26 protein-coding genes are annotated in these 15282 nt (G+C 37.0%); 19 read left to right on the top strand and 7 right to left on the bottom strand.

What is annotated here, in order from left to right:
- Positions 1-137 precede the first annotated feature (137 nt).
- On the top strand, positions 138-794 hold the full coding sequence (locus tag IGI58_RS14350) for a redox-sensing transcriptional repressor Rex (RefSeq protein ID WP_087639708.1): 657 nt from the start codon (positions 138-140) through the stop codon (positions 792-794).
- Positions 795-850: 56 nt separating this feature from the next.
- Here IGI58_RS14350 and IGI58_RS14355 read toward each other — a convergent pair whose 3' ends face one another.
- The gene (locus IGI58_RS14355; protein WP_429952864.1) at positions 851-1531 is read right to left on the bottom strand and encodes a CPBP family intramembrane glutamic endopeptidase; all 681 of its coding nucleotides are present in this window, start codon (positions 1529-1531) and stop codon (positions 851-853) included.
- A gap of 88 nt (positions 1532-1619) precedes the next feature.
- Positions 1620-1799, bottom strand: a complete 180-nt coding sequence (locus tag IGI58_RS14360; RefSeq protein WP_087639710.1) for a hypothetical protein — start codon at positions 1797-1799, stop codon at positions 1620-1622.
- 238 nt (positions 1800-2037) lie between these two features.
- Here IGI58_RS14360 and groES point away from each other — a divergent pair, with 238 nt between their 5' ends.
- Both groES and groL read left to right on the top strand, forming a co-directional pair.
- Entirely contained in the window at positions 2038-2322 is a 285-nt protein-coding gene (groES, locus tag IGI58_RS14365; protein ID WP_087639711.1) for a co-chaperone GroES, read from the top strand.
- A gap of 47 nt (positions 2323-2369) precedes the next feature.
- Positions 2370-3998 (top strand): chaperonin GroEL, encoded by a 1629-nt coding sequence (gene groL / locus IGI58_RS14370; protein ID WP_087639712.1) that lies wholly within the window; start codon positions 2370-2372, stop codon positions 3996-3998.
- Positions 3999-4097: 99 nt separating this feature from the next.
- On the opposite strand, the gene IGI58_RS14375 is transcribed toward groL, so the two are convergent.
- From IGI58_RS14375 to IGI58_RS14395, 5 genes are all read right to left on the bottom strand, one after another.
- Positions 4098-5237, bottom strand: a complete 1140-nt coding sequence (locus IGI58_RS14375) for a tyrosine-type recombinase/integrase (protein ID WP_429952863.1) — start codon at positions 5235-5237, stop codon at positions 4098-4100.
- Positions 5238-5347: 110 nt separating this feature from the next.
- Positions 5348-5677, bottom strand: coding sequence for a hypothetical protein (locus tag IGI58_RS14380; RefSeq protein WP_429952862.1), 330 nt, complete (start codon positions 5675-5677; stop codon positions 5348-5350).
- Between the two features lie 27 nt (positions 5678-5704).
- Positions 5705-6139 (bottom strand): LysM peptidoglycan-binding domain-containing protein, encoded by a 435-nt coding sequence (locus IGI58_RS14385; protein WP_429952861.1) that lies wholly within the window; start codon positions 6137-6139, stop codon positions 5705-5707.
- Positions 6140-6161: 22 nt separating this feature from the next.
- Complete coding sequence (locus IGI58_RS14390; RefSeq protein ID WP_429952860.1) at positions 6162-6590, bottom strand: ImmA/IrrE family metallo-endopeptidase; 429 nt, start codon at positions 6588-6590, stop codon at positions 6162-6164.
- An 11-nt stretch (positions 6591-6601) separates the two neighbouring features.
- Positions 6602-6985 carry a helix-turn-helix domain-containing protein gene (locus IGI58_RS14395; protein WP_429952859.1) on the bottom strand — a complete coding sequence of 128 codons (384 nt, stop codon included), beginning with the start codon at positions 6983-6985 and terminating at the stop codon, positions 6602-6604.
- Positions 6986-7258: 273 nt separating this feature from the next.
- On the opposite strand from IGI58_RS14395, the gene IGI58_RS14400 reads away from it, so the two are divergent.
- The 16 genes from IGI58_RS14400 to IGI58_RS14475 all read left to right on the top strand — a co-directional run bounded on the left by IGI58_RS14400 (position 7259) and on the right by IGI58_RS14475 (position 15205).
- Complete coding sequence (locus IGI58_RS14400; protein ID WP_429952858.1) at positions 7259-7459, top strand: helix-turn-helix domain-containing protein; 201 nt, start codon at positions 7259-7261, stop codon at positions 7457-7459.
- 89 nt (positions 7460-7548) lie between these two features.
- Positions 7549-7860: a hypothetical protein gene (locus IGI58_RS14405; protein WP_429952857.1), complete on the top strand. Its 312-nt coding sequence runs from the start codon at positions 7549-7551 to the stop codon at positions 7858-7860.
- Between the two features lie 136 nt (positions 7861-7996).
- Entirely contained in the window at positions 7997-8269 is a 273-nt protein-coding gene (locus IGI58_RS14410) for a hypothetical protein (protein WP_429952856.1), read from the top strand.
- 11 nt (positions 8270-8280) lie between these two features.
- Positions 8281-8508 (top strand): hypothetical protein, encoded by a 228-nt coding sequence (locus IGI58_RS14415; protein ID WP_429952854.1) that lies wholly within the window; start codon positions 8281-8283, stop codon positions 8506-8508.
- A gap of 15 nt (positions 8509-8523) precedes the next feature.
- On the top strand, positions 8524-8763 hold the full coding sequence (locus tag IGI58_RS14420; RefSeq protein WP_429952853.1) for a helix-turn-helix transcriptional regulator: 240 nt from the start codon (positions 8524-8526) through the stop codon (positions 8761-8763).
- On the top strand, positions 8756-8947 hold the full coding sequence (locus tag IGI58_RS14425) for a hypothetical protein (RefSeq protein ID WP_429952852.1): 192 nt from the start codon (positions 8756-8758) through the stop codon (positions 8945-8947). Before IGI58_RS14420 ends, IGI58_RS14425 begins: the two co-directional genes overlap by 8 nt.
- A complete protein-coding gene (locus IGI58_RS14430) occupies positions 8948-9115 on the top strand; it encodes a hypothetical protein (RefSeq protein ID WP_429952851.1) in 168 nt (55 codons plus the stop codon). It abuts the gene before it with no gap.
- Between the two features lie 49 nt (positions 9116-9164).
- Entirely contained in the window at positions 9165-9974 is an 810-nt protein-coding gene (locus IGI58_RS14435) for a prohibitin family protein (RefSeq protein ID WP_429952850.1), read from the top strand.
- A gap of 156 nt (positions 9975-10130) precedes the next feature.
- Complete coding sequence (locus tag IGI58_RS14440; RefSeq protein ID WP_429956329.1) at positions 10131-11441, top strand: AAA family ATPase; 1311 nt, start codon at positions 10131-10133, stop codon at positions 11439-11441.
- Positions 11441-12475 (top strand): ATP-binding protein, encoded by a 1035-nt coding sequence (locus IGI58_RS14445; RefSeq protein ID WP_429952848.1) that lies wholly within the window; start codon positions 11441-11443, stop codon positions 12473-12475. The genes IGI58_RS14440 and IGI58_RS14445 overlap by 1 nt, the downstream gene beginning before the upstream one ends.
- 12 nt (positions 12476-12487) lie before the next feature.
- A complete protein-coding gene (locus IGI58_RS14450; protein ID WP_429952847.1) occupies positions 12488-13042 on the top strand; it encodes a hypothetical protein in 555 nt (184 codons plus the stop codon).
- Between the two features lie 14 nt (positions 13043-13056).
- The gene (locus IGI58_RS14455) at positions 13057-13497 is read left to right on the top strand and encodes a replication terminator protein (protein ID WP_429952846.1); all 441 of its coding nucleotides are present in this window, start codon (positions 13057-13059) and stop codon (positions 13495-13497) included.
- Between the two features lie 4 nt (positions 13498-13501).
- Complete coding sequence (locus IGI58_RS14460) at positions 13502-14269, top strand: hypothetical protein (RefSeq protein ID WP_429952845.1); 768 nt, start codon at positions 13502-13504, stop codon at positions 14267-14269.
- A gap of 51 nt (positions 14270-14320) precedes the next feature.
- Positions 14321-14683, top strand: coding sequence for a YopX family protein (locus IGI58_RS14465; protein ID WP_429952844.1), 363 nt, complete (start codon positions 14321-14323; stop codon positions 14681-14683).
- Positions 14684-15046, top strand: a complete 363-nt coding sequence (locus IGI58_RS14470) for a hypothetical protein (protein WP_429952843.1) — start codon at positions 14684-14686, stop codon at positions 15044-15046.
- Positions 15047-15205, top strand: coding sequence for a hypothetical protein (locus IGI58_RS14475; protein WP_429952841.1), 159 nt, complete (start codon positions 15047-15049; stop codon positions 15203-15205).
- The last annotated feature ends 77 nt before the right edge of the window (positions 15206-15282 follow it).

Genomic DNA, 15282 nt, shown 5'->3' on the forward strand with positions numbered 1-15282 from the left:
GCAAAAATCACTTTAGGGAATTAGAAAAGATTGAAAAAATTGCTTTTTCTTGAGCTGTAAGATTGCTTTTTGATGAGAATAACTGATATCATGAGAGATGGATATTTGTCTATATTTAGAATATTGGAGGTACAATTGTGAAAGACCAAATTATTCCAAAAGCAACGGCACGCCGCCTTCCCCTATATTATCGTTATTTGAGAATCCTGCATGACGCAGGGAAAAACAAAGTTTCTTCAACAGAGTTAAGTGAAGCAGTTCAAGTAGATAGCGCAACGATTCGCCGCGATTTTTCTTATTTTGGTGAATTAGGTAAGCGTGGTTACGGTTATGATGTGGAGAACTTAATGAATTTCTTCGCTAAAACATTGAATGATGATGAACTTACTAATGTGGCTTTGATCGGTGTAGGGAATTTAGGGAGTGCATTACTTAAATATAAATTCCACCAAAGTAACAGTATTCGTGTGAGTTGCGCGTTTGATGTAAATGAAGATATCGTTGGTCGGATCGTCGACGGGATCCCCGTATATCCAATGAGCGATATGATGGAGCAGATTCGTGTTCAGCAAATCGAAGTAGCTATTTTGACGTTACCTGCTAGAAGAGCACAAGAAGTTGTCAGCCAATTAGCAGATGCAGGGGTCAAAGGGATCTTGAACTTTACCGCAGCACGTTTGGTTGCACCTTCTGATGTATTGATTCAAAATGTTGATTTGACGAATGAATTACAAACGTTGATCTACTTCTTGCATCATGACAATGAATTGATCGACACTGAGATAGAAGAATAAAAAAGTAAAATACCTAAGGTTGTACTCACGATGTGATACGGAACCTTAGGTATTTTTTATTTAGGTAATTCAATATTTGCATAATGTAGAATCAATTGAGCGATGACAACGAGCGTATTCATTCCGCAATGTGCAAGGATCGATGTCCAAATTTTTCCAGTCATTTTATATAAAATAGCAAAAAAGAAGCCCATGAAAAAGTAAACAAAGAAATGGCCATCTTGATGCACGACGGAGAACAAAGCTGAACTGATCCCAGCAGCGATCCAAAAACCTGTATAACTTTCTGTTAATCCAATCATCGAACGGCGAAAAACAAATTCTTCCATGATAGGGCCGCCGATAGTAGTTGCCAATATAAATAGCGGGTTAGCTAAAATAATAGCCATGATATTTTGAGTATTTTGTGAACTTGGTTGTTCCCCCGTGATGGCCATTTCGATACTGAAGACGATTGTTTGGATGATCATAGCCAGAAAAATCCCGCTGATGCCTAAAAGCAAGGTAAAAACAGGAGAAGTCAATTTTGCTTCATTTTCAGTAATTGTAGTAGCTGTTTTCCTATTATTGAAGTATAGGCATATCATCACTGCTGCCCCAAGAATATAGCTGACAGTTGTGCCGATGATCACTAAATCTGAAGAAAATGGTACAAAGACATAGGGTGAAAAAAAGACTAGTAAATAAAGTAAAATCGTAATGATGCTTAATTTTTTGATCGATAAGTTTCTGAGCATAAATAAATTGAACTCCTTTCCATATAACAATGTAAAAAGTATATCATATCCTTTATGAGAAGATATGGACTGATTGAATGAAAGTAGATCATTTTCGATTATTGCGATACCCTAATAAGAGAAAAATGAATACAAAGAAGAACGCTGCTTCCCATAATGTTGTTGTCCAATCAAAACGTCGGCTGATGCCAAAAAAGAAATTTCCCACATTTGCAATGATCAAATAAAGGCCAGTCGCCAGTAGAGCTCCGATAATTCGTTGTTTCATCTAAATCGCCTCACTTTCTTTTTTTATTTTACCATGAAATCGTTGTAAACAAAAAAATGCTTTATTTGGCTAAGGACCTTTTAATAGATGTAAAAATAAGAGGGAAGAAATATTTTATAAAATTGACCAAAAGACTTGCAAAGTAATAGTAAAATGAGTATTATAAAAAGTGTAAGTTAGCACTCTGCTTATAAGAGTGCTAAAAAAGATGATCAATTTTAGTATGGAGGGATTTATTGTGTTAAAACCATTAAGCGATCGCGTCATTATTGAAGTCGCACAAGAAGAAGAAAAGACAGTAGGAGGCATTGTTTTAGCGTCTGCTGCTAAAGAAAAACCACAAACTGGAAAAGTCATCGCAGTAGGAGAAGGCCGTGTTTTAGATAACGGGACAAAAGTTCCTGCTGATGTTAAAGAAGGCGATGTAGTAATGTTTGAAAAATACGCCGGTACAGAAGTAAAATATGAAGGCAATGATTACCTGATCGTTTCTGGAAAAGATATTATTGCGATCGTTGAGTAATCGATACAATCAAGTAAATAGAAAAATAATTTTGAGGTGAAGAAATCATGGCAAAAGAAATTAAATTCGCAGAAGATGCACGAGCAGCAATGCTTCGAGGTGTAGATATTTTAGCAGATACAGTAAAAGTAACATTAGGCCCTAAAGGTCGTAACGTTGTCTTAGAAAAATCATTTGGTTCTCCTTTGATCACAAATGATGGCGTGACAATCGCGAAAGAAATCGAATTAGAAGATCATTTTGAAAATATGGGTGCTAAGCTTGTTTCAGAGGTAGCATCAAAAACAAATGATATCGCTGGAGATGGTACAACAACTGCTACTGTTTTAACGCAAGCGATCGTACGTGAAGGATTGAAAAATGTTACGGCGGGAGCTAATCCGTTAGGAATTCGCCGTGGTATCGAACTAGCAACAAAAACAGCTGTTGAAGAATTACACAATATCTCAACAGTCGTTGATTCTAAAGAAGCGATCGCTCAAGTTGCAGCTGTTTCTTCAGGATCAGACCGTGTGGGTCAACTGATTGCAGATGCAATGGAAAAAGTTGGGAATGACGGCGTTATTACGATCGAAGAATCAAAAGGGATCGAAACAGAATTAGATGTCGTTGAAGGAATGCAGTTTGATCGCGGTTATCTATCTCAATATATGGTCACTGACAATGATAAAATGGAAGCTGTTTTAGAAAATCCATATATCTTAATCACAGATAAAAAAATCTCAAACATCCAAGATATCTTACCGTTACTAGAACAAATTCTACAACAAAGCCGTCCATTATTGATCATTGCTGATGATGTTGATGGAGAAGCATTACCAACCTTAGTATTAAACAAAATCCGCGGAACATTCAATGTTGTTGCAGTGAAAGCTCCAGGATTTGGTGATCGTCGTAAAGCGATGCTTGAAGATATTGCTGTCTTAACTGGCGGAACTGTGATCACAGATGATTTAGGCCTTGAATTGAAAGATACAACGATCGAAAATCTTGGAAATGCAAGCAAGGTCGTTGTGGATAAAGACAATACAACGATCGTTGAAGGTGCAGGCGAAAAAGCAGGAATCGATGCACGTGTTCAATTGATCAAAAATCAAATTGCAGAAACAACTTCTGATTTTGACCGCGAAAAACTACAGGAACGTTTAGCAAAATTAGCTGGCGGGGTTGCCGTTGTCAAAGTTGGTGCTGCAACTGAAACAGAACTAAAAGAATTGAAACTACGTATCGAAGATGCGTTAAATGCTACTCGCGCAGCTGTCGAAGAAGGAATGGTTTCTGGTGGTGGTACTGCTTTAGTTAATGTGATCAATAAAGTAACAGAAGTAGAAGCTGAAGGAGACGTAGCCACTGGCGTGAAAATCGTTGTCCGTGCCTTGGAAGAACCAATTCGTCAAATCGCTGAAAATGCTGGCTATGAAGGCTCAGTTGTTGTCGATAAATTGAAAAATATTGAACTAGGTATTGGTTTCAATGCTGCAAATGGCGAATGGGTCAATATGGTAGAAGCAGGGATCGTTGATCCTACAAAAGTAACTCGTTCAGCATTACAAAACGCTGCCTCTGTTGCTGCATTATTATTGACAACAGAAGCTGTTGTTGCTGATAAACCAGAACCAGCTGCACCAGCAATGCCACCAATGGATCCTTCAATGGGTATGGGCGGCATGATGTAATAACTCTTTGAGAACCCTTATTTTATAAGGGTTCTTTTTCTTTTTATTGATTGTTTATTTACGTAAGGGGCAATAAAGGGGCATAAAAATATAAAAAAATTATAGGCTATTAAGTTTGTTTATGACCTGCTTTTTAGCTTTTTTTGTAACATGGTTATATATAGATAGAGTTGTATTTGCGTCAGAGTGTCCTACACGCTCCATAATTGCCTTTAGCGGAACATTAAGCTCAGATAAAAGCGATACATGACTGTGACGAAAAATATGAGAAGACAATTTTTTCTCGAAAGATAGTTCTTCCTCTACCTTATGAAGAATAATATTGAAACTATGGAGAGAGAGAGGGGTTCCTCTGTTTGATATAAAAATATAATTATCATGTGCCTGTTCTCCAAGTCTAAAAGTATTGTCAGCGATAACTTGATTCAATATCTCTTTTGCCCGATCTGATAATTCAACAATACGGTTAGAATAAACATTCTTCGGTGTGGTCTTTACAGCTTCAGACATTTTCAAGAAAGAATAGTCTAGTGTCCCATTCACCTGAATTGATTTTCCATCGTAGTTTTTGATCTGCAAGGCTTGAAGCTCTCCATATCTTAATCCCGTTAGATAAAGAAATTCAGCAATATAAGCATGAAGCGAACGACTGCTTCTTTTTCTCATATGATCAAGGATTACTTTCACTTCTTTTTGATCTAGATATTTTTCATCCATCTGCTTTCTTCGTTTTTCTTCCTCACTCTTTTTAGGTTGTATCTTTACCAGTAGAGCTGTATTGTTAGAGATGTATTTTTTTTGTTGTGCATAGTTCAACATGACAGATAGAGTGGTTTTTGTCTGCTTGGTATAGTTAAGAGACAGGGTCCCGAATGTATACATTTCTTCAACTATTTTTTGGATAAGTTCTTCATCAATATTCCTTATCAATGTATCACCTGGAATCACTTTATTGATATGTTTCATCATCTTAGGGACTTTAGTCCAGCTCGATCTTTTAACATGCATCTTATAATAATTGAACCATTCTTTGTATAATTCATCGAATCTCATATCTGATCGATTATAATTTTTAAGCTTTTCGTCGATTCTGTCAGTAAGTATTTTAACGGCTTTATTTCTTGCCCGTCCTGAATCAGAATCTAATGTCACGCTAACCCTTTTTACTTTTTCGGAATAAGGTTCTGTATAACGCTCAAAGTATTTAAACTTTCCATTGTCTAACTCTTCCATCCACATGTTGTATCACTCCTAATATTTTGATACAATAAGCGTAACTAAATAAGCCTATTGTGGTTTTATTTTTAACGTACTTGCTTCTTGGTCGGAGGGGTACGTTTTTATTTTAATTATTGTTTTTCATAGGACATAACAAAAGAACCAAGCACATTCTCAACTTTTTTGATCTTAACGACAATTTCATCGCCTTCTTTTACGTTGGGATTGTCACTGGAAATATAGTTTAGGTGTTTCCCAGCTTGGATAGTATAACCCAATGCCCCATCTGGAACAAAAGTTGCAACTTTTACTTGTACAGTTTTACCTTCTAAATTCTCACCATTATTCAACGCGATTTCAGCTTCTTTTTCAGTATAATCAGGCTCAGCTACTTTTGATCCGCAGCCAACCAATACCAACGAGATAAACATAGCAAATAGTAGCATTTTAATTTTTTTCATTTTGAAAAACCCTCACTTTTAATTTTTTTATTTTACTCTAAGTTGTTCTCCAGGAGATATTCCTGAACTTGCATCCATATTATTCAATTCGAATAATTGTTCTAAACTAATCCCGTTTCTTTGAGCGAATTGATTCGGACCTTCTCCAGCTTGCACTTCATCATATATATATTGCTGAGGTTCTGAAGATTGTGCAGGTTGTTCTTCGCTACTAGGGACAGCTTCCTCGGCAACTACTTCACTTTCTGGCTGTTGTGTTTCTTGCAACACTGCAGCAGTCTGACTTGTTTCAGAACTTGTTTCGGTAGAAGAACTACTAATTGATGTAGATGATTCTTTCGTACTTGAACTAGTTGACTGTTCTGTTTTTGAAGAACTGCTGGAGTCGATTTTTTTATCAGAACTATTTCCACACCCAGCTAATGCGATTAAAGCAATACTTAACATAAACACTTTTTTCATCTTTTTTCCTCACCTTTATGATTTAGTTATTTTCTAAGATTGAATAGAACGTTTCAGGAAGTCCATATTCTTTTGAAAGTAGATCAATCTTACTGAGCTTAAAATCATGTTCTTCCTTATATAACTCGTAGATCAGTTTAGTTGCAAATTTACTCGCTTCGTATTCTGATTTATTTTTCGTCGAGTTATTCAAAGAGTAATACCCTGATATGTCTGTATGCAGTAGAGCATGACCAAGCTCATGGGCACAAACAAAATACTCCTCATTAGTATCTTTAATTGAATTGCTTAGCAGGATTACTTTATCACCTAGTATTGTTGTATATTGACCTCTAGGATTTTTTAAAAAGTTTACATATTTTATTTCGATATTCATGTGTTCAGACAGATTAAATGGATTCATAGTACCGTACTTGTTTTTTAAATCATCCATCATTTTAGATATCTGCAATCACGTCACCCTCATTTATTTGTTTTCTTTTGTTTCTCTAACTTTTCCCAGAATATGCCTGTTAATACATCTTTAACTCTTTGTTTTTCTTCTTCGGTCAAATTTTCACCTCCATAACTCATGTTTACATTTGAACTCAACATTTTATCTAGTTCAAGAATATCGTTATCACTTGCCCACTTTGGAGCACTTTCTTCAATTTCACTTTTACGTCCTAAAAGGTAATCAGTTGAGACTTCAAAATAATCAGCTACTTTTGACAGTGGTTCTGAGTTGGGCTTGACTTTGTCCCATTTAGATATAATTCCGTTGGATAAATCTAATTCTCTTTCTAATTGAGCAATACTAATTTTCTTTGATCTAGCAAGCTCTTTTATGATCTGATATGTTCCCAAAATAAAACCTCCGATTTAATTCTAATAAAACTGTTGACAATAGAATTAAATCTATGTTAATATTCATGTGTACTCAAAACAAGGTACACATATAGCTATCCTAAAATCTCGCCAAAAGGTTTTAAGACTTATCTCACATATGATTTAACTCAAGAATCTCAACAATTCTTAGGTATATTTAGCATACATTCATATTAGATTATATTCTGAGGTAAGTCAATAGGATAGATTAAAAAAATCTGTTTAAAATCTAAAAAGAAGGGAGTGAGCTAATTGCTTTATGATCAAATTAAGAAGTTAGCTTCTAAAAAAGGAATATCAATTCAAAAAATAGAGGCTGATTTAGAACTTTCAAATGGAATTATTTCTAAATGGAACAAAGCGAAACCTACCATAAATAATTTAGCGAAAGTTGCAGATTATCTCGGTATGACCGTTGATGATTTGCTAAAAAAATCAGAGCAGGAACGTTAGTTCTTATTAGTATAATAGCGCAAATGCTAATGTATTACAAATTAGAATGCTCTAATGTGTGTGAAAGCTATTTGAAAGGAGTGACAGGGATGAAGAAACCAACTGTAGAAGAGCTTCTAAAACAGATAGAAGGGAAAGAGGTACAAGTTGAATGGGATCGCAGAGATGAGCTCATGAAACGTTTTAATGGTTTATCGAGATCAACACTCAATACCTATCAGAAAGAAATGGAAGAGATACCTGAGTTTAAAGAAGGTGTTCTAAAACCGACTCACAGTGTCACATGGATAAACCTAGCTCTTTTCATTCTGTTTCTAAAATGGAAGGAAGAAAACCGATATCGAACTCGAAAAGTATCAGCTAGTGATTTTTTATTAAAAATTGAAGGTGAGACCTTATGAAACTACCAGCAATACTAATCCTACTAAGCCTATCCATCATCTGCTTTTCAGTAGGCGAGAAGGTACAAGGCAGCGTATTTCTAGCTGTGGTGTGGGTAGTAGGGAATCTATCACTTATATGGAAGGAAGAAAACGAATGAAACACAAATTTTTCAAAGCATTAGACGAAACGCCGTTTGTTCTATTTCTAGCCGTTATGTCAAGTCTGTGGGTAGTTGCGGGGATGATGATCATTGTTCTATGTATTTTTAACGGCACGATGAAATTGAAAGATATTCCTATGGCACTGTTCGTAGTCGCTACGGCTCATATGTCAATTTGGATAGGCTTAGCTGTCATTGTTGCTTATATCATTGTTCGGACGTTGGATTTCCATTCATACGTAGTTGAACGTAAGAGATTAAATTAGGAGGAGAACAAATGGGAACTAGCAAGAAAAGTAAATTAAGAGTCAGATATGTTGATGATTATAAAAAAAAGGAGTGGATATACCTAGAAACTAAAGGGCCTGAAACAAGCTTATGGAGTGTAGTTGTTAAATATCCAATCAAGAAAATGCCTGATGGAGAAGAGGTAATTGCGCTAGATTTGCCTTTAAAAATTAGAGATATGATGGAAAGTGGGCTTTACACTTGGTCTCAGTATTAATTAGGAGGGATTTAAATGCCAAAAGAAAAGAAGTTTGAAACAAGTATTCATGTTGAAAGAGCTAAGAAACGTATGACACAACAGGAGTTAGCTGACAAAGTAGGATGCAGTAGACAGACAATCATTCAGTTAGAGCGCAATCGTTTTAATCCATCACTAATGTTAGCTCAAGATATTGCTGATGTTTTTGGAGTCACTATTTATGAAATATTTACTTTCACTACTCAGAAAGATGAAGGTGAAACCAATGCTTAATCCAGAACAAAGAAGATTAGTAGTAGGTGCAATCAAAGACAAAGTTGATAACTATGCTGAATTACTCAGACATGAAAATGCTAAACCTTTAGCTGATCAAGATACTAAATTGATTAAGCAGCTTACTAATATGTATCACGAATACGATGAAATTTTGAATGAAGTTCAGAGAGTAGGTGTTTAGATGCCTGAACCATCAAAAGAAACATATATTCAGTCTATCAGTGAAATGTTGAAAAATTTAGACAAAGAAACAATCGATCGAATCTATCGATTTGCTCAGCGCAGATGGATAAAAGAATCAAAACAAAAACAAGAGCCTGCATCGTCTGCAAACGATACAAGCCATTAAATAAATTATTCGTATAAAAATTATAACACAAACTAGGAGGAATTAGAAAATGCAAGAAAGCACAGGATCAAAGATTTTAGTAACAGGAGTAATCGCGGTAGGTTTAGGAGTACTAGGAGGCTTCCTGTTTTGGGAAAAAATTGACAATGGATATGTCGGTGTTCGTTATTCAATGAGTGGTGGGATTAAAGATGACACATTATCTCAAGGTGTAAAATTTGTCGGTTTAGATAAGGTGATCCAGTATCCAATCCGTTTGCAAACGATCCAAGCAAAAGATGTATCAGTTTCCACATCAGACGGTAAGAAAACTACGGTAAACATTAAATATGATTACAAGGTAGATCCTACGAATGCCTCAAAAATGTACAAAGAGTTCGGCAATATCACCTCAGAAGATATCGAAAAAGGGTGGCTCAAATCTAAGCTACAAAAAGAAGCAAGAGAAGTCTATTCAAAATATAGCCTATTGAACGTCCTATCTGGTGATTCATCAAAAGTTGAAGCTTCTTTATTAGACAACTTCTCCAAAGCAGTAGAAGCCAAAGGATTTGTGGTCGAAGATGTTACAGTCGGCGTTCCAGAAGTTGACAGCGAAACACAAAAATCAATCGATGGAATCATCCGTGCTGGTCAAGATAATGAAAAAGCCAAGCTTGATGCACAAACAGCTAAAACAAAAGCAGATAGTGAAGCTTACCAAAAAGTTAAGTCAGCAGAGGCAGAAGCTGATGCAAATAAAAAACTATCAGAATCAATCACACCTGAATTGATCAACTTGAAAGAAGCAGAAGCACGCCTAAAACATGGCTGGGTTGAAGTTCAAACTGGTGAAGCAATTGTAGATGCCAAGAAATAGGTGATTGTATGGGATTTTTCATTCAAAAAATAGTTATTGGAATTATCCTGATCTTCACACTGTTGAGAGTATGGACGTTACTAAAAAGGATGAACAAGAAAGATCAAGAAAAGGAACACGATGATCAGTGGGACGAATTTTAGAGGGAGGGTTCACATGTCTGTAAAAATAAATAAATTAGAAATAGAAAATGTTAAGCGTGTCAAGGCAGTTAAAATTGAGCCGACAGCAAGCGGTTTGACAATCGTTGGTGGAAATAACAACCAAGGTAAAACAAGTGTGTTAGATGCAATCGCATGGGCATTAGGGGGCAACAAATACAAACCTAGCCAAGCGAACAGAGAAGGTTCAGCTATTCCACCACATCTGCATATCGTAATGAGTAACGGCTTAATTGTAGAGCGAAAAGGAAAGAACAGCGATTTAAAAGTAATTGATCCAGAAGGCAACAAAGGTGGACAGCAGCTCCTTAATGGTTTTGTGGAAGAGTTGGCCATTGATCTACCAAAATTTATGGAATCAACCGGAAAAGAAAAAGCTCAAACACTATTACAAATTATTGGTGTAGGGGATCAGTTGGCTAAAATCGAGCATGAAGAACAGCAAGTTTATAATCAACGCCATACAATCGGTCAAATAGCTGACCAGAAAGATAAATTTGCTAAAGAGCAGTTGTATTATCCTGATGCACCGAAAGAGCTTGTATCAGTGTCCGAATTGGTTCAGCAGCAACAAGAGATTCTAGCGCGCAATGGTGAAAATCAAAGAAAAAGGCAAAACGTTGCGGAATTGTCAGCACGATACGAGCAAGAGTCGCAACGAATTGAATTAGTCAAGAACCAGCTTAAAGAACTTGAAGAGCAACATTTCAAAACGTATGAAGATTTATCTACTGCTCAAAAGTCTGCTGCTGATATTCAAGACGAATCTACAGAAGAGCTACAAAAGAATATAGCTGAGATTGATGAAATCAATCGTAAAGTCAGAATCAATCTCGATAAGGAAAAAGCAGAAGAAGATGCAGCAGATTACCGTGAGCAATATGAAAAGTTAACTGCTCAAATTAACGACTTACGGCAAATGAAAACTGAGTTGCTCAATAAAGCCGACTTACCACTAGCTGGGCTATCTGTTACAGATGGAGAATTGATTTATAACGGTCAGAAGTGGGATAACATGAGCGGTTCTGATCAATTGAAAGTATCTACTGCGATTATTCGTAAATTGAAACCAAACTGCGGCTTCATTCTTTTGGATAAGTTAGAACAGATGGATATGGTCACATTGAATGAGTTTGGTCAATGGCTAGAACAAGAAGGATTGCAAGCAATTGCCACTCGTGTTTCTACGGGTGAAGAATGTTCCATCATTATTGAAGATGGCTATGTAGCTGGTGAAGATGCTGCACCAGTTAAAGATATTATTCCACCAGCACCACAAACTTGGGAAGGGAAAGGAGCATTTTAATGAACATTACAAGCGGCAAAGTACCAAAAGCACAAAAAGTTGTTCTGTACGGAGTAGAAGGGATCGGCAAATCAACATTTGCTAGTCAGTTTCCAGATCCATTATTCATTGATACAGAAGATTCTACTCTGCATATGGATGTAAAACGATTCGATAAGCCGACAAGTTGGACAATGCTATTGCAACAAGTGTCATTCGTAAAAGCGAATAAACCGTGTCAGACACTGGTAATCGATACGATGGACTGGGCAGAAGAAATTTGTAAACGTCATTTAATGGATGCCAACGGCTGGTCTGGCATTGACTCAGAGGGCTATGGTAAGAAGTTCGTTGCTTTGGCAAAAGAAATGGGTGGACTACTAAATTTATTGAGTGATGTAGTCGATACAGGTATTAACGTTGTGGTCACGGCTCATGCGATGCTGCGTAAAAAAGAAGAACCAGACGAAATGGGCGCTTATGATCGATATGAATTGAAGCTTGAAAAGAAAACAGCTCCATTAGTCAAAGAATGGGCGGACATGGTTCTGTTTGCTAACTACAAAACAACAATCATCACTGATAGTAAAACAGATAGTAAAAAGGCTACTGGCGGACAACGTATGATGTATACCACACATCGTCCGGCTTGGGATGCTAAGAACAGAATGGGATTAGCTGACGAGCTGCCGTTTGATTATGGACAAATTGCACAAGCGTTTATCCGAGTAACTAGCCAACCACAGCAAACTGCACCAGATCCACAATTTGATGTAGTTGCTACTGCAGAAACTCTTCCCACTGAAAATGCTTCTGTTCCGGATTTTACGCCTGATCGTGAACAGACAATGCCTGATAGTATTCCGAAATCAGTTGCTGATCTGATGACTGCTGATCAAGTAACGGTTGACGAAATCATGCAAATTATTTATCAAGGCGGATTTATGCCAGCCGACACACCACTCGATAATATTCCAGCCGATCTTTGGGGTTACTTATCAAGTAACTGGAGCAAGGCAATGGATTTATTAAATACAAAAATTAGAAACTTTTAGGGGGAAACATTAATGAACAACGAAAATGAATTTTTAGACTGGAATGGTGGTTTTGTGGCCGAGGAAAACTCGTTCACTCTTTTACCAGCCGGCGAATACCAATTTACTGTGACAAATATGGAAAGAAAAGTCTATGACGGATCAAGTGATAAAATCCCAAATGGCGCACCATATGCAGAAGTATCTTTGGAAGTAGTAGGAGCAGAAGGAAAAACTGTAGTAAAAGAACGTTTATACATGATGAAAAAATTCCAATGGAAGCTAACGGAATTCTTTTCAGCTATTGGACAAGCGCCAGTTATTGGACAGCCATTTAATCCGAACTGGTCAACGATTATCGGGAGTGCAGGACGCGCTAAAATCGAAATCAACACCTATAAGCATCAAGGAGAAGAACGTCAAAATAATCGAATCAAAGAATTCTTGAAACCAGTGGGGCAAACAGGAACGCCACAGCAAACGTTCACTCAGCCAGTGCAACCTACACAACCAGCACCGCAACAAACATTTACACAACCAACACAACCGCAACAACCAAATAACGGATTTCAACCAGGAGCGTTCTAGAAAGGGGAATTATTATGAGCAAAGAAATTGAATTGAATTTGTCAGCAATGGCAAATGGTGCTATTCAAGAAAAACTTGATGGCGAGCTAGAAAAATTATTTAAAAATATTCATGATCCAAATACAAAGGCGAAGGATAAACGAGCGATCACCATTAAATTGGAGTTCGCTCCAGATGATAACCGCCAAGTGATTAATTTAAATAGTAGCTTTTCAACGAAATTAGCGCCTGTACGTGATTTTGATACTACTATTTTAACGGGTAAAGATTTGACTAGCGGAAAAGTTGCTGCTCGTGAATTGCAATCCGAAGCACCAGGACAAACTTTTATCGATCCAGTTGATGGCCAACAAAAAACAGATGTCGGTGAATCAATTGATGTCATCGAAAAAGAAGAAGCAGCCAAAGAATCTCAGCAACAACAAATCATAAACTTACAAGAGAAAAGAGGATAAATAAATGACAATGACAAAAGAAGCAATTCAATATTTGATGGAACAAGGTATTCATCCAGAGGATCGTTTAGTTAATTTTGATAATGATACTCGATGGATGGTTATTAACAGCAATGGAGAGGCTAGAGAAATTGTGCCTAAAGTTTATTTAGCTGATCCACTTGAAATTAATACCCTTTCAGGTCTAGTGAATTATATCAAAGCGAATATTGAACGCATCAATAAAAAATTGATTGTTCAAATTAAAAATGAGCATACAGTCTACCTAAAAGGACTTATTGAAGAAGACGGGGACAGAGAATGCCTAGCAACAGCAACTGCAATTGTTCCTAGATTTCATTTTGATAATTTTTACGACATGGAAGAATTTAACATCGCGTTGCAATCAAAATTCGTTAGCCTAATTGAAGATGTAGATATTCCGGATGATCGTTCATTGTTACTGCAGGTAGTGGGGAATGTAGCAGAAAAGAACGTCAAGCAAGCAAACGATGATGGTGTTAGCCAAGCGATTACTATCAATCAAGGTGTTGCCACTCAAGCAGCCGTTCAAGTTCCTAATCCTGTTTTATTAGCACCGTACAGAACTTTCTTGGAAGTTGAGCAGCCAGCGAGTCAATTTGTATTCCGTATGAAAGACGGTCCGCGTGCTGCGATCTTTGAAGCAGACGGGGGAGCTTGGAGAAATCAAGCAATCGTTAATATTCGAGAATTCTTAGTTAAGGCACTAGAAGAAGAAATCGAATCAGAACGAATTACTATAATTGCATAAAACTGGAAGGGCGGTTTATCCGTCTTTTCTTAAAGATTGGAGAGAAGCCGAATGAATAAACCGAAGTTTCGGGCGTGGGATGAAGAGCGAGGAATGATGAAATGTCACGGATTGTTTCAAGGTTGTACGATAGCGCAATTGTATAACGATGATTATCAAAATTACATGAGGTTTTTGGATGAAATCATCCTCATGCAATACACCGGACTAAATGATAAGAACGGTGTTGAGATTTATGAGGGGGATATCATTAAAGGTCCACATGATTTCGGTCCAGCAGGATTTCATCAAAGAACTGGTGTTGTAACTTTTACTGCTGAATATGGGTATCAGTGGGAATATTGGCTAATAAATGACATTGAGGTAATAGGTTCGATCCACGAAAACCCTGAGCTACTAAGTGGGGTGGAGTAGATGAAAACTTGTCCTATTTGTGAAGAGGTATTCACTTCTTTCCAAGACGTAGTGGAAGTGAACAACAAAGTTTATCACGAAGAGTGTATCGAAATAATTCCAATTAAGTTTTGTGCTTATATACCTGGTGATTACGAAGATGGGTATTTAGGGAATTTCGAACCAGATGACAAAACTTGGGCTTCTAACATTTTAGATGAAGAAGAATATCTTGAAGAAAAACCGTATCTAGTAACGTATCTAACTTATGAAGATGAAGTTGATTCACGAGAGCAATTTGCTCTTAGTAAAGAAGATGCGACAAAGATAGTTAGTCAATGGGGATTTGTCAGCGAAGTAATTAGTGTGGAAGAGGTGGAGTAGATGTATGAGGACTTTGAAAGCCAGTTTTGCCCAAATTGCGACGAAGAACTAACTTATGAAAATTATTGTGAGGATTGCGATAAACAGTGGACTGAAAAAGAGCTAGATGATTATCAAGAAAGAGAAAACGAAGCTTATGTGAAATGGTGCAAAGAATAGCATCCGGAGTGGTTTGACGAAAAAAGCCTAGAGCCACAACTCTAGGCACCACGCTTAAGAACTCTAGGTCCGAGCGG

The organism is Enterococcus sp. AZ020, assembly GCF_050499205.1.
In the GTDB taxonomy this organism is placed as follows: Bacteria; Bacillota; Bacilli; order Lactobacillales; family Enterococcaceae; genus Enterococcus_L; species Enterococcus_L dunnyi.